Here is a 25,960-nt window from a genome sequence, read left to right on the forward strand (position 1 = left end):
AATTTTGACTGTTCAGCGCGGTGGAAGGGATGTTATGGCCATACAGACACGGCAGTACGAAGGGTTCGACGGCATCAAGAAGTTCGATGGGTTCGACACGTTCGCCATCGAGGAGCACGACGATGCCGTGAACGAACTGCGCGTCCTGCGCCATGCGTTCGAAGAGCGGATCGCCCACTGGCTCACCGAAGCCGGCCGCGAGGACTTGCTGACCTCGGCAATGCGCGCCGGCGCGCTCGGCAGCGGCAAGCGCATGCGTCCGCTGCTGCTGATGCTGGTGGCGCGCGACCTCGGCTGCTCGTCCCCTGCCCTCATCGACGTCGCCTGCGCGGTCGAGATGGTGCACGCCGCCTCGCTGGTGCTGGACGACATGCCGTGCATGGACAATGCCCAGTTGCGCCGCGGCCAGCCCACCATCCACGTGCAGTTCGGCGAAGACGTCGCCATCCTGTCCTCGATCGCCCTGCTCAGCCGCGCCTTCGGCATCCTGGCGGCGGCGCAGGACATCCCGGCCACGGTGCGCAACCGCCTGGTCGCCAAGCTGGCCGAGACCATCGGCACGCAGGGCCTGGTGAAGGGCCAGTTCCTCGACCTGCACGGCGGGCGTGCCACGGTCGACGACATCGCCACCACCAACGAACTGAAGACCGGCGTGCTGCTCGGGGTCGCGGTCGACATGGCGGCCATCATCGCCCAGGCCGACGACGAGGTGGCGGCATCGCTGCGCGCCTTCGCGCTGGCCGCCGGACACGCTTTTCAAATTCGCGACGACTTCCAGGACACGCCCGGCAACGACAGCGCCGTCACCGGCAAGGACACCGGCAAGGACATCGGCAAGGCCACGCTGATCAACACGGTCGGCCGCGACGAGGCGCGCCGCCAGCTGGCCGCGCACCTGGCCGAGGCCGACCGCTGCCTGGACGCCGCGCTCGGCCAGCGCCGGCGCACGCGCCGCTTCATCGAAGGCTTGTTCGGCGGCGGCGCCGACGGGCGTGCCTTCGGCAGCCCGCTGCGCGTCCACAACTGAACCGGCGCGACCGCACGAGAACAAGGACACCGTATGGCGCACTTCGGCGTGGTCGCTCCCGCATTCCTGAGTCACTACACCACGCTGTCGGCACTGGCCGGCGCGCTGGTCGAGCGCGGCCACCGCGTCACCTTCCTGCACCGCCCCGACGCCGCCGCCTACGTGCGCGACGGGCGGCTCGGCTTCCACGCGGTGGGCAACGACACCCACCCGCCCGGCTCCTTGGACGCCTCGCTCAAGCTGGCGGCCCACCCCGGCAGCCCGCTCGGCCTGCGCCGCGTGATCGACGACATGGCGCAATCGACCACCATGCTGTGCGAGACGCTGCCGGCCGCGCTCCAGGCGCTGCAAATCGACGCCGTGCTGGCCGACCAGATGGAAGCCGCCGGGGGCCTGGTGGCCGAAGCGCTCGGCCTGCCCTTCGTCTCGGTCGCGTGCGCGCTGCCGGTGAACCGCGAACCCGGCGTGCCGCTGCCGGTCATGCCGTTCGGCTACGGCACCGACGAACGTTCGCTGAAAATGGTCGAGGGCAGTACCCGCGTCTACGACTGGATGATGGGCCCGCACCGGCGCGCGGTCGAGGCGCAGGCGCGCCGGTTCGGCATTCCGGTACGCGGCATGCTGCACGAGTTCCTGTCGCCGCTGGCGCAGGTCAGCCAGACGGTGGCCGAATTCGAATTCCCGCGCCACCAATTGCCGCCGCAGTTCCACCACGTCGGCCCGCTGCGCCCGCTGGCGCGCAACGGCGCCACCATCGCCGGGACGCGCACCGGCGCCCTGCCCGAGATCGATCCGGACAGGCCTTTCGTGTTCGCCTCGCTCGGCACCATGCAAGGCGGGCGCCTGGCGCTGTTCGAACGCATCGCGCGCGCCTGCCGCCAGGCCGGCGTGCAGCTGCTGCTGGCCCACTGCGGCGGCCTCGACGCGCGCCAGGAAGCCGTCTTGCTGCGCACCGGCGCCACCTGGGTGACCGACTTCGCGCCGCAGCTGGCGGCACTCGAGCGCGCCGACGCGGTGATCTCGCACGCCGGCTGGAACACGATCATGGACGCCATCGCCACCGGCACGCCGATGCTGGCGTTGCCGATCGCCTTCGACCATCCGGGCGGCGCGGCGCGCGTACGTTACGCCGGCACCGGCATCCAGGCCTCGGCGCGGTTTACGCGCGCAGGAACCCTGGCCGGGCACCTGCGCCGCCTGCTCGACGATCCGGGCTACAAGCAGCGATTGGCGCCGCTGGCGGCCGCCGTGGCGCGCGCCGGCGGCACCGCGCGCGCCGCCGACATCGTCGAATCCGCGCTCGGCCTGGCGCCGCCGCAGCGGGCGATGGCAGCAGGGACGGCAGCGGCGGGTGCCCCGGCATGAGCGTGGACTACGACCTGATCCTGGTGGGCGGCGGCCTGGCCAACGGCCTGGTCGCCTGGCGCCTGCGCAACCGCCGGCCCGGCCTGCGCATCCTGCTGCTGGAAGGCGCGGACCGCATCGGCGGCAACCACACCTGGTCGTTCCACGACAGCGACCTGACGCCGGCCCAGCGCGAATGGATCGCGCCGCTGGTATCGAGCCGCTGGCCGCGCTACGACGTGGTGTTTCCCGCCCATGCGCGCACGCTGGAGGGCGGCTACGCCAGCATCGCCTCGAGCGATTTCGCGCGCGTGATCGAAGCCGCGCTCGGGCCCGCGCTGCGCACCGGCGTGCGCGTGGAACAGGTGGCGCCGGGCGCCGTCACCCTGGCCGACGGCAGCGTGCTGCGCGCACGCGCCGTGATCGACGGACGCGGCATGCGCGCCAGCCCGCACCTGGCGCTCGGCTACCAGACCTTCCTCGGCCAGGAAGTGCGCCTGGACGCGCCGCACGGCCTGACCGCCCCGGTCATCATGGATGCCAGCGTCGAGCAGCAGGGCGGCTACCGTTTCGTCTACGTGCTGCCGTTCGGCCCGGACCGCCTGCTGATCGAGGATACCCATTACGTCGACCGCGGCGGCATCGAGCCCGAGCGCCTGCGCGCCAACGTCGCCGCCTATGCGGCAAAGCGCGGCTGGCGCATCGGCGAGGTGCTGCGCGAGGAACAGGGTTCGCTGCCGATCGTGCTGGCCGGCGACCTGGAGCGCTACTGGGACGACCTGGAGGGCCAACCCGTTTCCGGCCTGCGCGCCGGCCTGTTCCACTTCACCACCGGCTACTCGCTGCCGCACGCGGTCCGCCTGAGCGAACGCATCGCCGCCATCAGCGCCGCGCCGCTGAATTCGCCGGCGCTGTTCGACGCCATCCGCGCCGAGGCGCGCGAATCCTGGCGCTGCCAGCGCTTCTTCCGGCTGCTGAACCGCATGCTGTTCCTGGCCGGCAGCCCGGACCACCGCTGGCGCGTGATGCAGCGCTTCTACCGCCTGCCGGCGCCGCTGATTTCCCGCTTCTACGCCGGCCGCCTGCGGCTCGGCGACAAGGCGCGCATCCTGAGCGGCAAGCCGCCGGTACCCGTGCGCCAGGCGATGGCCGCCGCGTGCAAGATCCACCCTTACCAGATCAGGAAACCCGAATGAACGAATCGAAACGCGCAGTCGTCGTGGGCGCCGGCTTCGGCGGCCTGGCGCTCGCCATCCGGCTGCAGGCCGGCGGCATCCAGACCACCCTGCTCGAAAAGCGCGACAAGCCGGGCGGGCGCGCCTACGTCTACGAAGACCAGGGCTTCGTGTTCGACGCCGGCCCCACCGTCATCACCGATCCGTCCGCCATCGAGGAATTGTTCACGCTGGCCGGCAAGCGCATGAGCGATTATGTCGAGATGCTGCCAGTGTCGCCGTTCTACCGCCTGTGCTGGGAAGACGGCAGCCACTTCGACTACGACAACGACCAGGAAGCGCTGGACCGGCAGATCCACGCGCGCAACCCGGCCGACGTGGCCGGCTACCGGCAATTCCTGGCGTATTCGAAGGCGGTGTTCGAAGAGGGTTACATCAAGCTCGGCGCCGTCCCCTTCCTGTCGTTCCGCGACATGATCCAGGCCGGTCCGCAACTGGCGCGCCTGCAGGCCTGGCGCAGCGTGTACAGCCTGGTGTCGCGCTTCATCCAGGACGAACACCTGCGCCAGGCGTTTTCCTTCCACTCGCTGCTGGTGGGCGGCAATCCGTTCGCGACCTCGTCCATCTACACGCTGATCCACGCGCTCGAGCGCAAGTGGGGCGTGTGGTTCCCGCGCGGCGGCACCGGCGCGCTGGTGCGCGGCATGGTCAGGCTGTTCGAGGACATCGGCGGGCGCATCGAGCTCAATGCCGCGGTGGCGCGTATCGAGACCCGGGGCGATCGCGCCAGCGGCGTGCGCCTGGAAGATGGCCGCCTGTTCGAAGCCGACACGGTGGCCTCGAACGCCGACGTCATGCACACCTACGCCAGGCTGCTGGGCCAGCACCCGCGCGGCGTTTCGCAGGCCGCCAGCCTGGACAAGAAACGCTTCAGCAATTCGCTGTTCGTGCTGTACTTCGGTCTGGACAAGCACCACAGCCAGCTGCGCCACCACACGGTGTGCTTCGGCCCGCGCTACCGCGAGCTGATCACGGAAATCTTCGGCGGCGACACGCTGGCCGAGGACTTTTCGCTGTACCTGCACGCGCCCTGCGTCACCGATCCGTCACTGGCCCCGCCCGGCTGCGGCGCCCATTACGTGCTGGCGCCGGTGCCGCACCTGGGCAATGCCGACATCGACTGGGACGTCGAGGGACCGCGCTACCGCGACCGCATCTTCGATTACCTGGAACAGCGCTACATGCCGGGCCTGCGCAGCCAGCTGGTCACCAGCCGCATCTTCACGCCCTTCGATTTCCGCGACCAGCTCAATGCGCACCTGGGTTCGGCCTTCTCCCTGGAGCCGATCCTGACCCAGAGCGCCTGGTTCCGTCCGCACAACCGCGACGCCGACCTGCACAACCTGTACCTGGTCGGCGCCGGCACCCATCCGGGCGCCGGCGTGCCGGGCGTGATCGGCTCGGCCAAGGCCACCGCCGGCCTGATGCTGGACGACGTGCGCGCCTACGGCAAGGCCAGGGCCATCGCATGAGCGCCGCCGCCGATCCCGCCCTGCTCGAGCACGCCACCCGCACCATCGCGGTCGGCTCGAAGAGCTTCGCCGCCGCCGCGCGCCTGTTCGACGAAGGCACGCGGCGCAGCGTGCTGATGCTGTACGCCTGGTGCCGCCATTGCGACGACGTGGTGGACGGCCAGGAGCTCGGCTTCAATGCCGTACCGCGCCAGCCCGACGACGCCGCGCGCCAGCTGGCCCTGCTGATCGAGCAGACCCGGCGCGCGTACGCCGGCGAAACCATGCGCGACCCGGCCTTCGCCGCCTTCCAGGAAGTGGCGCAGCGACACCGGATCGCGCCGCGCTACGCCTTCGACCACCTGGCCGGTTTCGCCATGGACGTCGACGGCGCCCGCTACGAGACCATCGACGACACCCTGCGCTATTGCTACCACGTGGCCGGCGTGGTCGGCCTGATGATGGCCCAGATCATGGGCGCGCGCGACGAGGCGGTGCTGGACCGCGCCTGCGACCTGGGCCTGGCGTTCCAGCTGACGAACATCGCGCGCGACATCGTCGAGGATGCCGAGGCCGGGCGCTGCTACCTGCCGGCCGCGTGGCTGCGCGAGGCCGGCATCGCCCCGCACGAAGTGGCGCAGCCGCGCCACCGGGAAGCACTGGCGCGGGTGGCGGCGCGCCTGGTGGATCACGCGGAACCGTACTACGATTCGGCCGCCGCCGGCATCGCCGCCCTGCCGACACGGTCGGCCTGGGCCATCGCCACCGCGCGCAACGTGTACCGGCAAATCGGCATCGAGGTGAAGCGGCGCGGCCCGCACGCCTGGGACCAACGCGTCGGCACGTCCAAGGCGACCAAGCTGTGGCTGCTGGCCAAGGGCGGCGTCAGCGCCCTCGGCTCGCGTCTGGCGGGGCTGCCGGCGCGGCGCACCGGTCTGTGGCAGCGTCCGCAGGCGGCTGCGGATGAACCTGCGGCGGGCGTCCCCCGTGCAGCGCATGCAGCTGGCGCTTGAGGTCGGCCACCGGCGGCGCGTACAGGAAGCCGAACGACACCGCGCCTTCCTTGCCGGGCACCGCGTGGTGCATGCGGTGCGCCTGGTACAGCCGCTTGAGGTAGCCGCTGCGCGGCGTGTAGCGGAACGGCCAGCGCCGGTGCACCAGGCCGTCGTGCGCGACGAAGTACAGGGCACCGTAGGCGGTCATGCCGGCGCCGATCCATTCGAGCGGATGGTGGCCGCGCGTGCCCGCGTAGATCAGCGCGATCGCCACGCCGGCGAACACCACGGCGAACAGGTCGTTCTTCTCGAACCAGCCGGTACGCGGCTCGTGGTGCGACTTGTGCCAGCCCCAACCGAAGCCGTGCATGATGTACTTGTGCGCGACGATGGAAAACAATTCCATCAGCGCGACGGTGACCAGGACGATGAGCGTATTCCACAACATGGATGCGAACGCCGGATCGGCGGTGTGAATGGGATGACAACAGCCTACCATATCCGCCTGCGCGCACGGCTTGGACGCCATGCCATCGCTGTCACCGTCCACGGGACGCATCGGCGTCCTGAATAATATTGCTGACCTAAAAACGTCGTCCCCGCGCAGGCGGGGACCCATACCGAGCCAATCAGGACCCCTCATGCAACCTACCCTCTCCTTGTCCCTCCCGCGCGCCGCCATCGCCTGCGCCCTGCTCTGCCTGAGCGCCGCCGCCAGCGCCGCCAACGTCGAAGTCCACGTCACCGGCGTCACCCCCGGCAAGGGCAAGATCAACGTCGCCGTGTGCGACCAGGAACGCTTCCTGAAACAGTGCGCCTACAGCGCCTCGGCGCCGGCCACCGCCGCCGAGACGGTGGTGACGGTCCCGAACGTCCCGGCCGGCACCTGGGCCGTGCTGGCCTACCAGGACGCCAACGAGAACAACCAGCTCGACCGCAACTTCATCGGCATCCCGAGCGAGAACTACGGCTTCAGCCGCGACGCGCGCGGCAAGTTCGGGCCGCCGTCGTTCGGCGATGCCGCCATGGCGGTGCGCGAGGAAGGCGCGGTGGCGACCGTCAAGCTGCACTGACGCCGGCGGCGCCTCGTCACCAGGCGGCGCGCTCCACGCCCATATCGTCGAACAGTGCGATGGCGACCCCGGCCTGCTCGGATTGCTGCATGTCGGTATTGTTGAGCAGGACGACGACGCGGCCATCGTTCGGATCGTAGGCAAGCAGCGTCTTGTACCCGCCGATGACGCCGGATTCCCATGCAAGCGTCCGGCGTCCCTCCTTCGTCGTGATCGTCTTGACCCTGCCCCCCAAGGCATAATCCTCGGACGCCACCTGGATCGTCATCAGTTCCCGGCGTGCCTTGGCGGACAGGAGCGTCGTGGAATACACGGTATCGGCGATCGCCACCAGATCGCGCACGGTGCTGTACAAGGTGCCGCTGGCTGCCACCATGGGCGGCGCCGGCGGCGTCTTGCGCCCGCCCGCGACATCGTAGGCGACCGCCATGCCGACTGCATCGTCATAGCCGCTGTCCGCGAAACCGGTATCGCGCACCCTGGCCGGGGCCAGCACCAGCTGTTCCACCGTTTCCGTAAACGGTTTCGCGTTTGCCCGTTCCACGATGGCGGCCACCAGCAGCCAGTTGGTCACCGAGTAATCCCATTTCGTGCCCGGCCTGGCATCGAGCGCGCCGGCGCCGAAGCGCAGCGCGCCCGCCACCGGTCCGAGGTCCAGGTTGCGGATCGATGGATCCTTGCGCAGCGCGTTCGCCAGGCCATTCGGAATGCCACTGCGGTTCGACAGCAGCTGCCGCAACGTGACCGCACCGTTCTGCGGCGGCAGTTCCGGCAGGTGGTGCGCGATCGGCGCATCCAGATCGAGCTTGCCCATATCAGCCAAGCGCAGCACGGCGACGGCGGTGACCCACTTGGTCGCCGAGCCGACCAGGAAGCGGGTGTCCGCGGTGTTTGCCCGCACCTGCTCGCGCATGGCCAGGCCACGCGCTTGCGTGACCAGGGCCGCATGCGCGTTCGGGCGCACGGCAATCACTCCGCTGTAATCCTTCGGCACATGGCGATCGATCAGGGAAGCGTTGACAGCATTGTCCACGGCGGCGCAGGCCGACAGCAGCGACAGGCAGGAGACACAGGCAAGGGTCGTGATCCAGGATCGGCGCACAAACATATGGACTCCATGACAGTGGATGGCTTGGCATTGTAGCTGCGCAGTGATGGCGACGGCTGGTCCTGCGACGGACTGCCCGATGAAGCGATAAATGGAGAATTTGCCTGCCTGCATCGAAAAGGCTGTGGACGCATGCCTGTGCTATCGTCGGCATTAAAATCCCGTCAACTAATCGGGCCCGTCATGGCCTGCGTGAAAGGAAATCAATGAGCCGTTTCAAGGAAAAAACCGTACTCGTCACCGGCGCAGCATCCGGCATCGGCCTGGCCGCCGCCCGCCGCTTCCTCGACGAGGGCGCCAGCGTCGTCATGCTTGACATCGACGAAGCCGGCCTCGAGAAAGCCGCCGGTGCGCTGCCGCAGGAGCGGGTGCTGGTGCAGGTCGGCGACACGGCCGACAAACAGACCGCCACCGCCGCCGTCAAGGCCGCCGTCGAGCGCTTCGGCGGCCTGCATATCCTGGTCAACAACGCCGGCATCGCGAGCGAGGGCGACATCACCCAGACCAGCGAGGAAGACTTCGAACGCGTGATGGCGGTGAATGTGACCGGCTACTTCCACATGGCCAAGGCGGCGATGCCGGAACTGGTGAAGACGCGCGGTTCGATCGTCATGACCTCGTCCGTCTCGGGGCTGGGCGGCGACTGGGAACTGTTCGCCTACAACACCTCGAAGGGCGCCGTCAGCAACATGGTGCGCGCGATGGCGATGGATGCGGCGAAAGACGGCGTGCGCGTCAACGCGGTCAATCCGAGCTTCACCAGGACTGGGATGACCGAGGACATGGTCGACGACGCCGAACTGGTCGCCAAGTTCAAGGAACGCATGCCGCTGGGCGCGCCCGAGGACCCGGAAGGCATCGCGGCGGCGATGGCCTTCCTGGCCAGCGACGACGCGCGCCTGATCACCGGCGTCAACCTGCCGGTGGATGCCGGCCTGCGGGCCTCCAACGGCCAGCCGCCGCAGTAAAACTTTCGTGCGGCCGCTCCAGCGCGGTGCCTTCAGATGGCGTAACGCACCACCGTGTCGGTCCACTGGAACGCCGCCATTTCCAGCTCCAGCATCTCGTCGCCGGAAATCGCCAGACCCTTCAGGGCCGGCAGCACCGTGTCGCCCACCGCGTCGTCGCTGTCGGCGCTCTCGATGTTCTCGGCCAGCCGGAGCAGCTCGCCGAAGAAGCCGCTGCGCTTGAGCAGGGCTTGGCGGATCTCGTCGCTGACCGGGATCTGGTCGACGATGTCGGTCATCGGAATCCCGAACAGCACGTCCATCAGCGACATGATGCCGACCGTGAAGGCGATCTCGCCCAGGCTGCGCTGCGCCGGACGCAAGCGCTGCGCCAGCAGTTCCATCAGGCGCGCGCGCGTGGTGGCCAGCATCAGCAGCGGGGTCTGGTTATGGCCGTGGTTGGACGGCTCGGCGTACAGCATGATCTGCAGCCAGCGCTGCAGCTGGCGCCGGCCCAGCACCAGCAGCGCCTGGCTGATCGAGTCGATGCGCTGGCGCGCGCCCACCGCCGGCGTGTTCACCAGGCGCAGCAGGTTCAGCGCCAGGGTGGCGTCGCGCTTCACGGCGCGCTCGATGTCGGCGTTGTCGACGTCCGAGGTCACCTGGTTCATCAGCTGCAGCACCGCCGATTGCGAGGGCGAGAGCTTGCGGCCGCCCAGCACCGCCGGGCGCGCGAAATAAAAACCCTGGAAGTAGTCGAAGCCGGCGTCCATGCTGGCCTGGTATTGCTCGCGCGTCTCGACGCGGTCGGCGATGACGATCTTGTCCAGCTTCTGCAGGTGCGGCACCAGTGTCGCCAGCGCCGCTTGCGGCGTGCGGCGCAGGTCGAGCTTGACGAAGCTGCACGAGGGCAGCAGGCGCTGCAGGCGGGCGTTGCTGTCGCCGTGGTTGTTGTCCAGGCCGTCCAGCGAAAAGCGGAAGCCGTGCGTGCCCAGCTCGCGCAGGCGCGCCAGCATGTCCGCGTCCGGCACCACCGACGCGGCGATCTCGAGCACGGTGCGCTCGCGCGGCAGGAAGGCGAAGATGTCGCTGGCCAGCACCTCGGCGTCGACGTTCAGGAAGCAGCAGGCGTCGCCGATGGCGCGCGCCAGGCCGAGCTGGGCGGTGTGGGCGATGACGGCCGCGGTGGCCGACAAGCCGGCGCTTTCCGGCGACGGGACGCCGGCCGCTGCCGGGACGCCGCCCGCCACCGGCACCGGGTTGACGCCGGAACGCCCGATGGCGCCATGGGTACCGGTCAGGAACAGCAGTTCATAGCCGTACAAGGCCTGGTTGCGGTCGAGCACCGGCTGGCGACCCAGATAAAAGTCGCGCACACGCAGCGGCAGGTTGGTCTGGTCCAGGCTGGCGGAATTGGTCATGTCGGCCCCTCACGATCGAAGCAATCACTTTAACGCATTCCGCGTTGACGGTGATTAGATGAAACTTATTTCCTCTAAAAAACGTGTCATCCGGATCACGCCCGCACTGCCGGCGCCGCCGGCCTCATGCCTGCGGCCAGCCATCGACGAACACCTTCAATTCGCCGGGGGCGAATTCGGTCCAGGCTTCGTTGGTGGTCAGGGGCGTGGTGACGATGATGGCGACCCGGTCGTCGGGCGTGGTGACCTGGGAAAAATCCACCGACAGGTCTTCGTCTGCCAGACAGGCGGCGGCGAACGGGTACTGGCGCACCACGTAGCACAGCTTGGTCGAGCAATGGGCGAACAGCGCGGTGCCGTCCGACAGCATCATGTTGAAAGTGCCGTGGCGGGCGACGACGGCGACCAGGTCGGCGATCGCCGCGCGCAGGGCCGGCATGGCGGGCGGATGGTCGCCGAAGCGCTCGCGCAATTGCTGCAGCAGGAAGCAGAAGGCGCGCTCGCTGTCGGTGGTGCCGACCGGCCGGAACGGGCCGTCGAACACCGGATCGAAATCCTTGAGGTCGCCGTTGTGGGCGAACACCCAGTAGCGCCCCCACATCTCGCGCACGAAGGGATGGCAGTTTTCCAGCGTCACCTGGCCTTGCGTGGCCTTGCGGATGTGGGCGATGACGTTCAGCGACTTGATCGGATAACGCTTGATCAGTTCGGCGATCGGCGAGGCGACAGCGGCCTGGTGATCGACGAAATGGCGCACGCCGGCGCCTTCGAAAAAGGCGATGCCCCAGCCGTCATGATGGGTATCGGTACGTCCGCCGCGATGGGCGAACCCGGTAAAACTGAAGACAATGTCGGTAGGGACATTGCAGTTCATGGCAAGAAGTTGACACATGGAGGGAGCTTACCATGCGAGACGGGAAGAACGCGATTTTGCTGGCGGGGAGGAAGACTGCGAGGAAGGAGGATGGCGCTACGACGCGGATGATACCGGAACCACGGCTGCTTGCGGCCGGGCCAATCACTGGGATGGCCCGGAACCTTCGAACGTCAATGCAGTACGACCGGTTGGCTCATAAGGGTGTCGTAGGACCCCAGGAAGTCGTCGACCTCTTCCATGGTCGGCTCGCTGGCGATCAGGGTGTTCACGTCACGCCGGAAGGCTTGCGCCAGTTTGCCGCCGATGAATGCTTCGCGCCGGCCGGACTTGTCGACGATTTCATAGCCGCCGAAGCGCAGCGCTTCGAGGTTATGGTCGACCCCGAACTCGACAACGCTGTACTGTTCGCTGTTATAGATCATGTTCATGATGACTCCTTCACTCGATCAGATTTGTGCGAATCGCCGTCCGGCGGCGGACGGCTGACATTCCACTTTGGTGTTGACTGCTTCAACAAGAAAGTGGTGGCGCCGCAACCGATTTCAAGCCCAGCCAATTGCAATTATTGCAATCAAACGTCCTGTGCGTCGATGTCGGGAGTCAGCGTCAACAGCTGATCGTATGGCTCGGACTGCAACCACGATCGCAACTGATCAAGGTGCTCGCTGCGGGCGACGCCGATGAAGAGGCGGCCGGGTCGCTGGCGCAGCAGGCGATTCAATGTTACACGCAAAACCAGATTGCCGCTGCAGCACAGGCAACCGGGCGCGATCCGCGCAAGGTGCAATTGCGGCGCCAGGATGTCGAGGGGAGAACTGCCGGAAGCAATGCCCTCCAGGATGACAGCCGGCGCGCCCGCCATGGGCTTGCCGGCGTCCGGCACGGGCGCCGCCGCCAGCGTGGACAGGCGCGCGCAGATCGCCTGCTCGCGCACCGCGGCGCCGGCGCTGACCACCAGGGTCGTGACGACGCGCGGCATGCGGGCACCCGGCGGCTGGCGATCGTTCATGGGAATGGAGAGTCGAACGGACATGCGCCACGGCGCGCAGGCGCGCGCCGTGGCGCACGGCGGCGTCACTGGACGCTTTTCTTGCCCAGCTTGCCGGGTTCGACGCCCAGCTGCTTGAGCTTGCGGTACAGGTGGGTGCGTTCGAGGCCGGTCTTTTCGGCCACGCGCGTCATCGAGCCGCCTTCGCGGCCCAGGTGGTGTTCGAAGTACATGCGTTCGAAGGCGTCGCGCGCCTCGCGCAGCGGCAGGTCGAACGACAGCGTGTAGCCGTGCGCGTGCGCCTCGCCGTTGTTGACCGGGCGGGCGATGCCGATCGCACTGCCCTGCGGCGGCTGCGGCGCGTACATCGGCTGCACCTGCACGCTCGGCTCCGGCGCCGCCACGGCGCTGGACGGAGCAATGGCCGGACGCGGCGCCATCGCCGGCGCGCGCGCCACTTCCTGGCCGCGCGCCAGGCCCTGCTGCACCGCCTTGAGCAGCTTCTGCAGGGCGATCGGCTTTTCCAGGAAGTTCAGGGCGCCGATGCGGGTGGCCTCGACCGCGGTGTCGATGGTGGCGTGGCCGGACATCATGATGACCGGCATGCTCAGGAGGCCGTCGCGCTGCCACTCCTTGAGCAGGGTGACGCCGTCGGTATCCGGCATCCAGATGTCGAGCAGCACCAGGTCGGGCGCGCCCTGCTGGCGCGCCTGGCGCGCCTGCTGGGCGTTTTCCGCCAGCTGCACCGCGTGCCCCTCGTCTCCCAGGATTTCCGAGAGCAGCTCGCGGATGCCCATTTCATCGTCAACTACGAGTATGTTCGCCATCTCTTATTCTGCCTTCCTGATCTGACCCGTTCCGTTCACGTCCGTGCTCCCCGCCTGTGCATCCACCGGTTGACTTGCAATCAACATTCTAAGCGCGATTCACTTGTCTTCCAAGCTCGCGGCCAAGTTCGCCTCTGGCGCTAACTTTAACAGCAAAATCGATACCGAAGCGCCAGTTCCGTCGGCGCGGTTGGCGACGTCGATGCGGCCCCCGTGTTCGTCGACGATCTTCTTCACCATCGGCAGGCCCAGGCCGGTGCCGCGCGCCTTGGACGTGACGTAGGGTTCGAAGGCGCGCGACAGGATGCGCGGCGCGAAGCCGGGGCCGTTGTCGACGATCGACAGGCGCACCGCGGTGCCGCTGGCGCCGTCGGCGCCGACGTAGTGGATGGCGTCGGTGGTGACGTCGACGCGCGGCGGCGCCGCCTGCTGGCCGCGGTCGGACAGCGCATCCTGGGCATTCTGCAGCAGGTTGTGGATCACCTGGCGCAGCTGGGTGGCGTCGCCCATCACCATCGGCAGCCCGCCGGCGAGGCCGACGTGGATCACGTCCGAATCGTCCTCGGCCAGGTACAGGTTGAGGATCTCGCCGATCAGCGCGTTCAGGTCGAGCGGCGACAGCACCGCCGGCGGCGCCTTGGCGTAGTCGCGGAAGTCGTCGACCATGCGCTTCATCGCGTCGACCTGGTTGACGATGGTGTCGGTGCCCTTCTTGAGCAGCTCGGCGCCCTGCTGGTCGAGGCGGTCGGCCAGCTTCATCTGCATGCGCTCGGCCGACAGCTGGATCGGCGTCAGCGGGTTCTTGATTTCGTGCGCCAGGCGCCGTGCCACTTCTCCCCAGGCCACCGAGCGCTGCGCCGAGATCACGTCGGAGATGTCGTCGAACACCACGATGAAGCCGCTGCCCGTGCCGACCTGCAGGCGCGAGCCGCGCGCCAGCAGCGTCAGGTCGTGGTCGTCGTCGCTGCCGGCGCGGCGCGGCACCTCGATCTGCTGCTGCCAGTGGGCGCGCAGCGGCCCGCGCGCATGGATGCGGCCGGCCGGCGCCTGGGTATTCTGCTGGGCGGCGCTGCGCGCCGCGCTCTGCGCGCTCTGGGCGGAGAACGCGCGCGTGACGGCGCCGGCAAAGGCTTCCAGGCCGGCGATCGCATCCAGCGGGCGTCCCGCCAGCGAGGCGACGTCGACCGCCAGGATGCGGTGCACCGCGTCGTTCGAATTGACCACCACGCCCTCGCTGTCCATCACGATCACGCCGGCCGACATGTTGGCCAGCACCGATTCCAGGTGGGCCTTGGCGCTTTCCAGCGCGGCGCGGTTGCGCTCCACCGCGGAGCGCGCCTCGAACAGCTGGCCGGTCATGGCGTTGAAGGACTGCGTCAGCGTGCCCAGCTCGTCGCGCGTCTCGACGATCGGGCGCGGCGACAGGTCGCCCTCGGCCACCGCGCGCGTGCCCTCGGCCAGCACCAGCAGCGGCTGCGCCAGGTTGCCGGCGATGAGGAAGGCGCTGCCGATGGCGCCGAACACCGCCAGCAGCAGCGTCAGCGTCAGGGTGCCGATGTACATCTTGCGCAGGCCGGTGCGCGCTTCCGAGCGCTCCTGGTATTCGCGGTAGGCGGTGCTGAGCACCTCGGCGTTGGACGCCAGGTTGACCGGCACGCCCTGCATCAGCTGCAGGTAGCGCGGCGCCATGCCGGGCGGTTCCGGCACCGCCACCACCACGCGCAGGCGCAGGCCGGTGGCGGCGTCCAGGCCGCTGGGCTGCTCGCCGTTGTCGTCGCGCAGCTCGTGCTCGGTGCCGCCCTCGGTGCGCGCATAGCCGCCGGGCATGGCGCCCTGGCGCAGCATCTGCGCACTCGGCAGGTCGGGGGTCAGGTCGGCGTTGCGGTCCTCGGCGGCGCTGGCCAGCACCTTGCCGTCGGCCGACAGCAGGATCGCGCTTTGCATGCCGCTGGTGTCTTCGATGGTGCGCGCCAGCAGGGTGCGCGCGGCCAGCTCGTCCTGGCCGGCCATGGTGGCGGCGATGGTGCCGGCATTGGCGCCGAGGTCGGTCAGCGCTTCGTCGAGCGCGGCGTGGCCGAGGTTCAGGCCGGACTGCAGGGCGGCCTCGATCTTGACGTCGAACCAGGAATCGATCGAGTGCGAGACGAACTGCACCGACACCATGAAGATCACCAGCCCGGGAAGGATGCCGATGCCGGCGAACAGCAGCACCAGGCGCGCCATCAGGCGCGAGCCGAACTTGCCGGCCTTGTACTGCGAGTACAGGCGCACCAGGTAGACGATCACCGGCAGCAGCAGCGCCAGCGCCACCGCGCCGTTCAGGCCCAGCAGCCAGTAGAAATTGGTTTCGACGAAGGCCGAATTGTCGGACGCCGACGCCAGGATGAACAGCAGGATGGAGGCGATCGCGCTGCCGATCACCAGGGCATAGCGCAAGGCCTTGGTCACGGCTTACTCCGCACGGTAGGTAAAGGTCTTCCTGTGCGAGGTGAGGCGCCAGTCGGAATTGTTGAGGGCGTCGACCTGGAGCGGTTTCTTGAGGTACTCGCGGTCCATGAACATGCGCAGGGTGACGTTGTAGTTCTCGCCCGGCTTGAGGGCGCCCTTGGGGGCGATCAGCCAGCGCCCGGGGCGGCGGATCCACAGCAGCGCTTCCTCGAGCGTGTCGAAGGTCTGCTGCACGCTGCCCGGGGTGGAGATGTGGTAGATGCGGGTGAGCAGGTCGTACTGCAGCTTGACCGTGCGGCGCGAGGACACCGCCTTGTCGTCGGTGATCCAGTACCAGCGCGGCCGGGTCAGTTCGATCTCGGTGGTGAAATACAGCGGCATGCCGTGCTGCACCGCCTGCTCCAGGCCGGGCGTCAGGTCGAACGCGTACACGGTGCGCAGGCGATAGCCCTCGTCCGAGGCTTCGATGTTGGCAAGAGTGATGTCGATCCCGTCCGCCGCCTGCGCCGTTGCGCACGCAAGCACCAGCATCAGGTGGCAGGCGAGGAGGCGGAAAAATCGTACAATCACTGGGGCCACAGCCTTACAAAAAGCGTTGCGGCATCGCGCGAAACCGCTGCACGCCGCAGCCTGGTACGGCAACGCTTCCTGGCCGGAACGGCCGGCGCTGGCGACGGTTTCTCGAAATGCCATAGTCGGGGGACGTTATGCCCCAACCTTCTGGAACAGGGCATAGAACAGGCCGTCATGATCCTGCCCGGCACCGCTTGTTGGAAGCAGCTGGCCCGGCGCATCGAGACGGACCGCGCCGTTGCGCGCCGCGAAGGCGGCGGCCTGCGCTTCCGATTCCTGCGGCCAGAGCGAACATGTCACGAACAGGAATTTACCATCGGGCCGCAGCATCTGCCAAAGATTGTCGAGTATTTTCGAGGAAAGTGTTGCAAGTTGGTGGGTATCGCTCTTGCGACGCAACCAACGGATATCCGGGTGGCGGCGCACGATGCCGGAGGCGGTGCACGGCACGTCCGCCAGGATGCGGTCGAACGCCTGGCCATCCCACCAGCCGCGCTCCTCGGCGGCCCCGGCGGCGACCCGGGCACGCAAGCCCAGGCGTTCCAGGTTCTGTTCGACCCGCGCCAGGCGGCGCGCGTCGACGTCCAGCGCGGTCAGGTGGACGTCCGCGGTTTCCAGGATGTGCCCGCTCTTGCCGCCCGGCGCGGCGCAGGCGTCCAGCACGCGCATGCCGTCCTGCAGGTCGAGCAGCGGCGCGGCCAGCTGGGCGCCGGCGTCCTGCACCGATACCAGGCCCTGGTCGAAACCGGGGATCTGGCCGACGTTGACCGGCACCGCCAGGCGCAGCGCGGCGGGCCCCACCTGCCGGGCCTGCATGCCGGCCGCGGCCAGGGTGGCCAGGTAATCCTCGACGCTGGTACGGCGGCGGTTGACGCGCAGCGTCAGCGGCGGCTGGCGGTTGCCGACCGCGAGGATGTCCTGCCATTGCGCCGGATAGGCGCCGCGCACCGCATCGATCCACCACTGCGGGTAGTTCCACTGCGCCAGCGGCTCGCGCAGCGCCTCCTGCAGCAGTTGCGCGCGCTCGCGCAGGAAACGCCGCAGCACGGCGTTGACCATCGCCTTGGCGTGCGCGAAGTCCGGGTGCGCGGCGGCCGCGCCGACCGCCTGGTCGACCACGGTGAAGGCTTCGTAGGGCGCGTCCGATCCTTCGGGCGGGTCGAGCAGCGCCAGCGCCGCGCACAACAGCGACGCCAGCATCGGCGGTTCCGGCGCCTTGTTCGTCATCATGCCGAGCAGGGTCTCGCTGCGGCCCAGTTGGCGCAGCGTGCGATAGGCGATGTCCTGCATCGCGCCGCGCGCCTGCGGCGTGGCGTCGTAGGCCTGGAACACCTCGGCCAGCGCCTGCGGCAGGGCGCTGCCGGCGCGCACGCGCGCCAGGCTGGCGGCCGCGCCCAGCAGGGCGAACGCCAGCGCATCGGGCTTCAGGTGCGGACGGTAATCGAGCTGGACCGGATTCTTGACTTCGTGGCTGTGGCGCAGGCGGGTCTCGTCGGCGCGCGCGGCCGGGCGCAGCGCATCCTGCGGTTCGGCTTGCGGCGGCCGGCTGCGCGGCTGCCGCTCCTGCTCGCGGTCCTGGCCGCGCGGGTCGCGCGCCGGCGCTTGCGCGGGGCGCTGTCCGGCGCGCTGTTCCACGACACGCGCCGCACCGCCCTGCCCGCCCTGGGCCGGTCCGCGCTGCTCGGGGCGGCCCAGGCCCTGCCCTTGCGCCCGCCGCGGCTGGCCGGGACGCGCCGCGCCGGCGGCCTTGGCGGTCTTGGGTTTGAGGGTGAGCGTCGGGCGCTTTTCAGTCATAGTGAATGGGTCGGTGCATAAAGAGGCACATTGTAGCGGGTAAGCGTGGCGAGAAGCAGTGTGGCGAGGAACAGACGCGCGTTGCGTGCGCTTGAGGAAGCACCGGCGGCGCCCCGGAACGTGTTCCGGGTTGCGTCAAACCAGTATAATGCTTGCTGTTTGCCTCTGGTTCCAGGCTATGGTCCCAGCGCTGGCCCAAGCCGCAGGTCGATGCCTCCCACGGCATCCCGGCCGGCCTCCCGATTGCACTATTCATTACATTTCTGACCACCGTCCATGCTCGCCCAACAAAAACAAGACATCGTCGCCCTGTTCCAGGCCGCGCTGGCGCCGATCGTCGCCGGCACCAAACTCACGCCCGCGCAGCAAAAGCCCAATGTCGTCCTGGAACGCCCGCGCGATCCGTCCCATGGCGACATCGCCTGCAACATCGCGATGCAGCTGGCCAAGCCGCTCAAGACCAACCCGCGCGAACTGGCCACGCGCCTGGTCGCGGCCCTGCTGGCCGATCCGGCCGCCGCCGGCCTGGTCGAGTCGGCCGATGTCGCCGGCCCCGGCTTCATCAACCTGCGCGTGGCGAACGCGGCCAAGCAGTCGGTGGTGCGCAGCATCTTCGCGCAGGGACAGGACTACGGCCGCGGCAGCGGCGGCGCCGGCCACCACGCGATCATCGAATTCGTCTCGGCCAACCCGACCGGTCCGCTGCACGTCGGCCACGGCCGCCAGGCCGCGCTGGGCGACGCCCTGTCCTCGCTGTTCGAATCGCAGGGCCACCAGGTGACGCGCGAGTTCTACTACAACGACGCCGGCGTGCAGATCGCCACCCTGGCCAATTCGGTGCAGGCGCGCGCGCGCGGCTTCAAGCCGGGCGACGCCGAATGGCCCGAGTCCGCCTACAACGGCGACTACATCGGCGACATCGCCGCCGACTTCCTGGCCCGCAAGACTGTGTCGGCCAGCGACGGCGCGCCGGCCACCGCCAGCGGCGACGCCGGCGACATCGAATCGATCCGCCGCTTCGCCGTGGCCTACCTGCGCAACGAGCAGGACATCGACCTGCAGGCCTTCGGCGTCAAGTTCGACAATTACTACCTGGAGTCCTCGCTGTACGCCGACGGCAAGGTCGAAGCCGCCGTGCAGGCGCTGGTCGACGCCGGCGTCACCTACGAGCAGGACGGCGCGCTGTGGCTCAAGACCACCGACTACGGCGACGACAAGGACCGCGTGATGCGCAAGTCCGACGGCACCTACACCTATTTCGTGCCGGACGTGGCCTACCACATCCAGAAGTTCAAGCGCGGCTTCGACCAGGCCATCAACATCCAGGGCAGCGACCACCACGGCACCATCGCGCGCGTGCGCGCCGGCCTGCAGGCGGTAAACATCGGCATCCCGCAGGGCTACCCGGACTACGTGCTGCACAAGATGGTCACCGTCATGAAGGATGGCGAAGAGGTCAAGATCTCCAAGCGCGCCGGCTCCTACGTCACCGTGCGCGACCTGATCGAATGGTCCGGCAACGGCGACATCGCGCGCGGCCGCGACGCGGTGCGCTTCTTCCTCATCTCGCGCAAGGCCGACACCGAGTTCGTGTTCGACGTCGACGTCGCGCTGGCCACCAACGACGAGAACCCGGTGTACTACGTGCAGTACGCCCACGCGCGCATCTGCTCGGCGCTGGCCAACTGGGGCGGCGACACCGCGCAGCTGGCCGGCGTCGACCTGTCGCCCTTGACCACGCCGCACGAGATGGGCCTGCTGGCCAAGCTGGCGGCGTATCCGGAAATGCTGCAGCGCGCCCAGGCCGAACTCGGACCGCACCAGGTCGCGTTCTACCTGCGCGAACTGGCCAGCGAACTGCACAGCTATTATTTCGCCCACAAGTGGCTGGTCGACGACGAAGCCCTGAAGCTGGCGCGCCTGGCCCTGGCCACCGCCACCCGCCAGGTGCTGCGCAACGGCCTGGCGCTGATCGGCGTGTCGGCGCCGGAAAAGATGTAAACCCCTTCCAACCCATCGCCCAGCCAAGATGACCAAGGTACTCCGCCACCGCACCCACTTCCCGCCGCTGCGCCAGCGCGGCAGCACCTTAACCGGCCTGATCATCGGCCTGATCGTCGGCCTGGGCATCGCGGTGGCGGTGGCCCTGACCATCAGCAAGGGCGCCTCGCCGTTCACCGAAAAGACCGCCAAGTCGGGCCGCCCGGCCGACCCGGCGCCGGGCCAGGCGATGGATCCGAACAAGCCGATGTATGCCAACCGGGAGGCGGCGCGCCAGGCCAACCGCGAAGTCAACGAAAAGGCGGCGGCGCGCAGCGGCAGCAGCGGGAGCAGGCCGGCGCCGGACAGCAAGCCGGCGCCAAGCGCCGACGCCGATCCGCTGGGCCAGATGATCGCCGGCCTGAAGGAGCCGGCGGAGCGGCCGGATGCGCGCACCGAATCGCGTTCCGATGCCCGCGCCGACCGGCTTGCCGATGCGCGTGCCGAATCGCGCTCCGAATCGCGCTCCGAATCGCGCTCCGAATCGCGCTCCGAATCGCGCGTCGAATCGCGCGCGGATACCCGGGCCGACAGCCGGGCCGATGCCCGCGCCGACAGCCGCACGACCGCGGCCGCACCGGCAGCGCGCACCGCAGCCGCGCCGGCCGCCGCCGGCGACACCATCTATTACCTGCAGGCCGGCGCCTTCCGCGAGATGTCCGACGCCGAGGCGACCCGCGCCAAGCTGGCCCTGCTCGGCTTCGAGGCCGCGATCAGCGACCGCACCAGCGACAGCGGCGTGCTGCACCGCGTGCGCATGGGTCCGTTCAACCAGGTCGAGGCGATGAACAAGGCGCGCGCCAAGCTGATCGACAACGGCGTCGACGTCGCCATCGTGCGCAACCAGCGCTGACCGGGAGCCACGCATGCACACGCCACGCCGCCGCTTCTGCACCGCCCTGCTCGGCCTGGCCGCCGGCACGGCCATCCTGCCCGCCCACGCCGCCGGCGCCGCCTCCGGTTCGGCCGCCAACCCGCAGGCCGGCAGCCAGTACCTGGTGCTGGCCAATCCGCAGCCGGCGGACACGGCCGGCAAGGTCGAGGTCATCGAGTTCTTCGCCTATTACTGCCCGCACTGCCACGCCTTCGAGCCGCAGCTGGCCGCCTGGGTGAAAAACCAGGGCGACCGCATCGCGTTCAAGCGCGTGCACGTGCCGCGCGGCGACGCCGTGGTGCCGCAGCAGCGCCTGTTCTACACGCTGGACGCCATGGGCCTGCTCGAGCAATACCACCGCAAGGCCTTCGACGCCATGCACGTCGAGCACCTGCGCCTTTCCAGCGACGAGCAGGTGTTCGACTGGGCGGCCAGGAACGGCATCGACCGCGCCAAATTCGCCGACACCTACCGCTCTTTCGGCATCGGCGCCAGGCTGCGCCGCGCGGGCGCCATGGTGGAAGCCTACGGTATCGACCGCTGGCCGATGGTCGTGATCGACGGCCGCTACGCCACCTCGCCCTCGCACGTGAACGAAGGCGCCACCGAGGCCCAGCAGCAGGCGGCGGCGCTGCAGGTGATGGACTTCCTGGTGGCCAAGGCCAAGGCGGACAAGCGATGAACGCCGCCGCACACGCCGCCGGCGAGCGCCCCGGCGCCATGGATGCGGCGCGCATCGCCGCCCTGTCGCAGTCGGCGCGCGACGGACTGGCCAAGGTCGAGGTGGTGCGCGAGACCGGCTCCACCAATGCCGACCTGCTGGCGCGCGCCGCCGGCTCGTGCGGCCCGCAGCTGTCCGGCCCGTTGCTGCTGGCGGCCGAACACCAGAGCGCCGGCCGCGGACGCGCCGGCCGCAGCTGGCTGTCGGCGCCGGGGCATTCGCTGACCTTTTCGCTGGCCTGGAAATTCGACGGCGGCCTGCAGCGACTGAGCGGCCTGCCGCTGGCGGTCGGCGTGGCGCTGGCCGAGACCCTGGACCGGCTCGGCCAGCCGGTGCGCCTGAAATGGCCGAACGACCTGCTCAAGGATGGCGACAAGCTGGCCGGCATCCTGGTCGAGACGCAGCGCGCCGCCGGCCCGGCCGGCGACGCCACCTGGGCCATCGTCGGCATCGGATTGAACCTGGCGATGCCGGACGAACTCGAAGCCAGGATAGGCCGCAGCGTGGCCGCCGTGCCCTGGCTGGCGCGCATGGACCGCGACGCCCTGGTGGCGGCGATCCTGGACGGACTGGTGGCGTCCCTGCAGCAGTTCGCGCAGGCCGGCTTCGCCGCCTTCGGCGCGCGCTGGAACCTGCTGCACGGCTGGCAGGGCGAGCCGGTGGCGGTCCTCGACCACGGGAAAATCCTGCACGAAGGCCTGGCCGCCGGGGTCGACGATGCCGGCCGCCTGCTGCTGGACGGCGAGCACGGCCGCATCGCCATCGCCGCCGGCGACGTGTCGCTGCGGATGCAGGCCGCGGATTAACGGACAAAGGAGCCGACGATGCTGCTGCTGGTCGATGCAGGCAATACCCGGGTCAAGTGGGCGATCGCGCATGAGATTGCCGGCGCCGGCACCGCCCCCGGCGACTGGATCGCGCACGGCGCCGTGCTGCATGCGGACGTAAAACGCCTGCCGGCGCTGTGGGCGGCGCACCTGCCCGCGCATGCGGCCAGCGCCGGCGCCGGCGCAGCCCCCGTGCGCGCCATCGTCGCCAACGTGGCCGGCGCCGCCATGCGCGCCGAACTGGACAGCCTGCTGGCTGCGCTGGCGCCGCCGCTGCGGCCGGAATGGTTCGTTTCGCAGCCCGAACTGGGCGGCCTGCGCAACCGCTACCGCGAGCCGGCCCAACTGGGCGCCGACCGCTTCGCCGCCGCGCTCGGCGCGCGCGCGCTGGCGCCGGACAAGGCGCTGGTGGTGGCGACCTGCGGCACCGCCACCACGGTCGACGCAGTCGGCGCCGACGGCGAGTTCCTGGGCGGGATGATCCTGCCGGGCCTGGGCATGATGCTGTCGGCGCTGGCGCGCGGCACCGCCCAGCTGCCGCAGGTGACGGCGCACGGCGACCGCGCCCCGGCCTTCGCCGACAATACCCGCGATGCGATCCTATCCGGCTGCCTGTCGGCGCAGGCCGGCGCCATCGAGCGCGCCTGCGCCGCCCACGGCGCCGAACTGTGCCTGCTGTCCGGCGGCGCCGCCGGCCACGTCGCGCCGCTGCTGTCGGCGCCGCACTGGCTGCTGGACAACCTGGTGCTGGTCGGCCTGCATGCGGCCGCCGCCGCGCCGGAGCTTCGCACGTGCTGAGGTTCGCCTTCTGGTCGCTGCTGGCGCTGAACGGCGCGCTGTTCGCCTATGGCCAGGGCTACCTCGGCGCCGGCGGAGAAGAACACGAACCGGCGCGCCTGAAACGCCAGTTCAACACGCCGAAGCTGGTGCTGCTCGATGCCGGGCAGGCTGCCGCCCCGGCAGCTGTGCCGGCGGATGCGCGCGATGTCGCCGCCACGCCGGAGCAGGCTCGCGCACCGGCTCCGGCAGGCTCGGGCGCCGCCACTGCCACCGCTCCCGCCGCCTCGGCCGGCGCGACGCTCGCCGCTGCCGCCCCCACCGTGGCACCCGCAGCCGCGCCGGCGCCGCCTCCCGCGCCGCGCGCGCTGGCCTGCCTCGACGTCGGCACCCTCAACGCCGCGCAAGCCAAGCGCTTCGAGGCGCGCCTGGCCGCGCTCGACCTGGGCGACCGCCTCCCCGGCGCGCGCCGCGAGACCCAGGAACAGGAGATCACCAACTGGCTGGTGCACATCCCGCCGCAGGGCAGCAAGGAAGCGGCCGAGCGCAAGGCCGGCGAGCTGCGCGAACTCGGCGTGGGCGGCGACTTCTACATCATCCAGGGCGACACGCCGATGCGCTACGCGATCTCGCTGGGCATGTTCAAGACCGAGAGCGGCGCCCAGACCCTGCTGGCCAACCTCAACAAGCAGGGCGTGCACAGCGCCCGCATCCTGCCGCGCGGCCCGCAGAGCACGCGCTACAGCTACCGCCTGCGCAATCTGGACGAGGCCACGCGCAAGCGCCTGGCCAACTACGCCGAGCGCTTCGACGGCGCCGAGGCGCGCAGCTGCGGCCAGGGTTGATGCGCCAGGGCGCCTGACGGCGCAATGCCGTCAATCGTGCGACAATTCCCTGCCCAGCCCGCCGCGCAACGCCGGCGCGGGTAACTTCAACGAAAGCAGGCCTCCATGTCGATACCCAAGCCGCGTCGCGGCACCCTTCCAACCTTGCTGGCGATCGCCGCGATCCTGCTTGCACTGGCCCTGGCCTTCGCCTGGGCCGGCGGCTGGATCGGCCAGCGCAACCTGACGCCGCAGACGATGGTGAATACCGTCGAAGCCGGCGGTTCCCCGCACCCGGGCTTCCGCCGTGCGCACAGCAAGGGCATCTGCATCGTCGGCAGCTTTGCACCGGCCCCGGCGGCGGCGCGGCTGTCCACGGCGCGCGTGTTCACGCAGGCCTCCACGCCGGTGCTGGGCCGCTTTTCCAATCCCGGCAACGATCCCTATGCGCCCGACAACAAGGCGGCGGTGCGCGGCATGGCGCTGCAACTGAAGACCGACGATGGCCAGGAATGGCGCATGGCGATGAACAGCTTTCCGTTCTTCGCGGCGGCCACGCCGGAAGGATTCCAGGCGATGAACGCGGCCAAGCTGCCCGACCCCGCCACCGGCAAGCCGGACCCGGAAAAGATGAAGGCGGTGCTGGCGCGCCATCCGGAAATCGCGCGCTTCATGGCGTGGTCGAAAAACGCCCAAACGCCCGACAGCCTGGCCAATACCCGCTTCAACGGCGTGAATGCCTTCCGCCTGACCGATGCCGGAGGCACCGTGCGCACGGTGCGCTGGTCGATGCGTCCGCACACGCCCTTCGTCGCCGCCGATCCGGAGCAGCTGAAAACAGCGGATCGCGACTACCTGGCGGCCGACCTCGACCGGCGCCTGGCCGCGGGCCCATTGCAATGGGATTTGGTGATGCAGTTCGCCGCGCCGGGCGATCCGATCGAGGACCCGTCCCAGGCGTGGCCCGATACCCGGCCCGAGACCACGGCCGGCACGCTGACGCTGGTGCGCGCCGAGCCGCAAGTCAAGGGTCCCTGCCTGGACCTGAATTTCGATCCCCTGATCCTGCCGAAAGGGATTTCGGGCACCGACGATCCGGTCCTGCACGCGCGCTCGTCGGTCTACTCGGTGTCGTTCAACCGCCGCGAACGCGAAATCAGCCAGGGCAACGCCAAGGACGGGAGCAAGCCATGAGTCAACGACGCCATTTCAACTTGCTGGCCCGTGCATTGCACTGGTCGATGGCCGTCGCCATCCTGGCCATGCTGTTCATCGGCGCCGGCATGGTGGCCTCGCTGCGCTACCGCGAGCAGCTGATCGACCTGCACCGGCCGCTCGGGCTGGCGATCCTGCTGCTGGCGATCGTGCGCCTAGCCAACCGCCTGCGCCACGCGCCGCCGCCGCTGCCGGCCGACCTGCCGCGCCTGCAGAAGCTGGCAGCGACGCTGTCGCACTGGCTGCTGTATGCGCTGATGCTGGCGATGCCGCTGATCGGCTGGGCCATGCTGTCGGCCGGCGCCTATCCGGTCGTGCTGTTCGACGGCGTCAACTTGCCGCCGATCCTGCCGCACAGCCCGGCGCTGTACGGTGTCCTGCGTCCGCTGCATGGCGTGCTGGCCTACCTGCTGTTCCTGGTCATCCTGGGCCACCTGGGCGCCGCGCTGTTCCATGCGTGGGTGCGGCGCGACGGCGTGTTCGAACAGATGGCCAAGGGCGAATGAGCGTCGCGCGCAAATAAAAAAACCCCGCTTTCGGCCGGCAAGCATCTGCGGGCCGAAAGCGGGAACAG

Annotated in this window: 24 protein-coding genes and 1 pseudogene; 15 read left to right on the forward strand and 10 right to left on the reverse strand. The window is 69.4% G+C overall.

All coding sequences use genetic code 11. From position 1 onward, the window contains the following. Positions 1 to 34 precede the first annotated feature (34 nt). The 5 genes from HH212_RS04335 to crtB are packed head-to-tail and all read left to right on the forward strand — an operon-like array spanning position 35 to position 6,070. Positions 35 to 1,027, forward strand: coding sequence for a polyprenyl synthetase family protein (locus HH212_RS04335; protein ID WP_169434252.1), 993 nt, complete (start codon positions 35 to 37; stop codon positions 1,025 to 1,027). Between the two features lie 33 nt (positions 1,028 to 1,060). Next, the gene (locus HH212_RS04340; protein WP_169434253.1) at positions 1,061 to 2,392 is read left to right on the forward strand and encodes a glycosyltransferase; all 1,332 of its coding nucleotides are present in this window, start codon (positions 1,061 to 1,063) and stop codon (positions 2,390 to 2,392) included. Further along, on the forward strand, positions 2,389 to 3,567 hold the full coding sequence (gene crtY / locus HH212_RS04345) for a lycopene beta-cyclase CrtY (protein WP_169434254.1): 1,179 nt from the start codon (positions 2,389 to 2,391) through the stop codon (positions 3,565 to 3,567). The genes HH212_RS04340 and crtY overlap by 4 nt, the downstream gene beginning before the upstream one ends. Beyond that, on the forward strand, positions 3,564 to 5,078 hold the full coding sequence (locus tag HH212_RS04350) for a phytoene desaturase (protein WP_169434255.1): 1,515 nt from the start codon (positions 3,564 to 3,566) through the stop codon (positions 5,076 to 5,078). Before crtY ends, HH212_RS04350 begins: the two co-directional genes overlap by 4 nt. Then, on the forward strand, positions 5,075 to 6,070 hold the full coding sequence (gene crtB / locus HH212_RS04355) for a 15-cis-phytoene synthase CrtB (protein ID WP_211172454.1): 996 nt from the start codon (positions 5,075 to 5,077) through the stop codon (positions 6,068 to 6,070). The genes HH212_RS04350 and crtB overlap by 4 nt, the downstream gene beginning before the upstream one ends. 40 nt (positions 6,071 to 6,110) lie before the next feature. Here crtB and HH212_RS27660 read toward each other — a convergent pair. Further along, positions 6,111 to 6,734 (reverse strand): annotated as a pseudogene (locus HH212_RS27660) (sterol desaturase family protein); the annotation flags it as partial. Between HH212_RS27660 and HH212_RS04365 the strand changes: the two are divergent. Next, the gene (locus HH212_RS04365; RefSeq protein WP_169434257.1) at positions 6,694 to 7,125 is read left to right on the forward strand and encodes a DUF2141 domain-containing protein; all 432 of its coding nucleotides are present in this window, start codon (positions 6,694 to 6,696) and stop codon (positions 7,123 to 7,125) included. The pseudogene HH212_RS27660 and the gene HH212_RS04365 sit on opposite strands and share 41 nt — an antisense overlap. 16 nt (positions 7,126 to 7,141) lie before the next feature. On the opposite strand, the gene HH212_RS04370 is transcribed toward HH212_RS04365, so the two are convergent. Continuing rightward, positions 7,142 to 8,347 carry a serine hydrolase domain-containing protein gene (locus HH212_RS04370; RefSeq protein ID WP_169434258.1) on the reverse strand — a complete coding sequence of 402 codons (1,206 nt, stop codon included), beginning with the start codon at positions 8,345 to 8,347 and terminating at the stop codon, positions 7,142 to 7,144. A 92-nt stretch (positions 8,348 to 8,439) separates the two neighbouring features. Between HH212_RS04370 and budC the strand changes: the two genes are divergently transcribed. Then, on the forward strand, positions 8,440 to 9,201 hold the full coding sequence (budC, locus tag HH212_RS04375) for a meso-2,3-butanediol dehydrogenase (protein WP_169434259.1): 762 nt from the start codon (positions 8,440 to 8,442) through the stop codon (positions 9,199 to 9,201). 32 nt (positions 9,202 to 9,233) lie between these two features. On the opposite strand, the gene HH212_RS04380 is transcribed toward budC, so the two are convergent. From HH212_RS04380 to rsmB, 8 genes are all read right to left on the reverse strand, one after another. Further along, positions 9,234 to 10,601, reverse strand: coding sequence for an EAL and HDOD domain-containing protein (locus HH212_RS04380; RefSeq protein ID WP_169434260.1), 1,368 nt, complete (start codon positions 10,599 to 10,601; stop codon positions 9,234 to 9,236). Positions 10,602 to 10,725: 124 nt separating this feature from the next. Further along, complete coding sequence (locus HH212_RS04385) at positions 10,726 to 11,493, reverse strand: class II glutamine amidotransferase (RefSeq protein ID WP_169434261.1); 768 nt, start codon at positions 11,491 to 11,493, stop codon at positions 10,726 to 10,728. Positions 11,494 to 11,648: 155 nt separating this feature from the next. Then, positions 11,649 to 11,906, reverse strand: a complete 258-nt coding sequence (locus tag HH212_RS04390; protein WP_169434262.1) for a BTH_I0359 family protein — start codon at positions 11,904 to 11,906, stop codon at positions 11,649 to 11,651. A 143-nt stretch (positions 11,907 to 12,049) separates the two neighbouring features. Beyond that, the gene (locus HH212_RS04395; protein WP_229217565.1) at positions 12,050 to 12,487 is read right to left on the reverse strand and encodes a GTPase; all 438 of its coding nucleotides are present in this window, start codon (positions 12,485 to 12,487) and stop codon (positions 12,050 to 12,052) included. Between the two features lie 65 nt (positions 12,488 to 12,552). Next, positions 12,553 to 13,293: a response regulator gene (locus tag HH212_RS04400; RefSeq protein ID WP_169434263.1), complete on the reverse strand. Its 741-nt coding sequence runs from the start codon at positions 13,291 to 13,293 to the stop codon at positions 12,553 to 12,555. A gap of 99 nt (positions 13,294 to 13,392) precedes the next feature. Beyond that, positions 13,393 to 15,741, reverse strand: coding sequence for a sensor histidine kinase (locus tag HH212_RS04405; protein ID WP_169434264.1), 2,349 nt, complete (start codon positions 15,739 to 15,741; stop codon positions 13,393 to 13,395). A 3-nt stretch (positions 15,742 to 15,744) separates the two neighbouring features. Next, positions 15,745 to 16,311 carry a DUF4390 domain-containing protein gene (locus HH212_RS04410; protein WP_229217566.1) on the reverse strand — a complete coding sequence of 189 codons (567 nt, stop codon included), beginning with the start codon at positions 16,309 to 16,311 and terminating at the stop codon, positions 15,745 to 15,747. 135 nt (positions 16,312 to 16,446) lie between these two features. Beyond that, positions 16,447 to 18,108: a 16S rRNA (cytosine(967)-C(5))-methyltransferase RsmB gene (gene rsmB, locus HH212_RS04415; RefSeq protein WP_169434265.1), complete on the reverse strand. Its 1,662-nt coding sequence runs from the start codon at positions 18,106 to 18,108 to the stop codon at positions 16,447 to 16,449. Positions 18,109 to 18,384: 276 nt separating this feature from the next. Between rsmB and argS the strand changes: the two genes are divergently transcribed. From argS to HH212_RS04455, 8 genes are all read left to right on the forward strand, one after another. Continuing rightward, entirely contained in the window at positions 18,385 to 20,109 is a 1,725-nt protein-coding gene (gene argS, locus HH212_RS04420) for an arginine--tRNA ligase (protein WP_169434266.1), read from the forward strand. A 28-nt stretch (positions 20,110 to 20,137) separates the two neighbouring features. Continuing rightward, on the forward strand, positions 20,138 to 21,001 hold the full coding sequence (locus HH212_RS04425) for an SPOR domain-containing protein (RefSeq protein WP_169434267.1): 864 nt from the start codon (positions 20,138 to 20,140) through the stop codon (positions 20,999 to 21,001). A gap of 13 nt (positions 21,002 to 21,014) precedes the next feature. After that, the gene (locus HH212_RS04430; protein WP_169434268.1) at positions 21,015 to 21,704 is read left to right on the forward strand and encodes a thiol:disulfide interchange protein DsbA/DsbL; all 690 of its coding nucleotides are present in this window, start codon (positions 21,015 to 21,017) and stop codon (positions 21,702 to 21,704) included. Continuing rightward, positions 21,701 to 22,549 carry a biotin--[acetyl-CoA-carboxylase] ligase gene (locus tag HH212_RS04435; protein WP_370663909.1) on the forward strand — a complete coding sequence of 283 codons (849 nt, stop codon included), beginning with the start codon at positions 21,701 to 21,703 and terminating at the stop codon, positions 22,547 to 22,549. The genes HH212_RS04430 and HH212_RS04435 overlap by 4 nt, the downstream gene beginning before the upstream one ends. A gap of 18 nt (positions 22,550 to 22,567) precedes the next feature. Continuing rightward, positions 22,568 to 23,368: a type III pantothenate kinase gene (locus HH212_RS04440; RefSeq protein ID WP_169434269.1), complete on the forward strand. Its 801-nt coding sequence runs from the start codon at positions 22,568 to 22,570 to the stop codon at positions 23,366 to 23,368. Beyond that, positions 23,362 to 24,192, forward strand: a complete 831-nt coding sequence (locus HH212_RS04445) for an SPOR domain-containing protein (RefSeq protein ID WP_229217567.1) — start codon at positions 23,362 to 23,364, stop codon at positions 24,190 to 24,192. Before HH212_RS04440 ends, HH212_RS04445 begins: the two co-directional genes overlap by 7 nt. A 105-nt stretch (positions 24,193 to 24,297) precedes the next feature. Further along, positions 24,298 to 25,365 carry a catalase family peroxidase gene (locus tag HH212_RS04450; RefSeq protein ID WP_169434270.1) on the forward strand — a complete coding sequence of 356 codons (1,068 nt, stop codon included), beginning with the start codon at positions 24,298 to 24,300 and terminating at the stop codon, positions 25,363 to 25,365. Then, complete coding sequence (locus tag HH212_RS04455) at positions 25,362 to 25,892, forward strand: cytochrome b (RefSeq protein ID WP_169434271.1); 531 nt, start codon at positions 25,362 to 25,364, stop codon at positions 25,890 to 25,892. The genes HH212_RS04450 and HH212_RS04455 overlap by 4 nt, the downstream gene beginning before the upstream one ends. Positions 25,893 to 25,960: the final 68 nt, after the last annotated feature.

Source organism: Massilia forsythiae, from assembly GCF_012849555.1.
Lineage (GTDB): Bacteria > Pseudomonadota > Gammaproteobacteria > Burkholderiales > Burkholderiaceae_D > Telluria > Telluria forsythiae.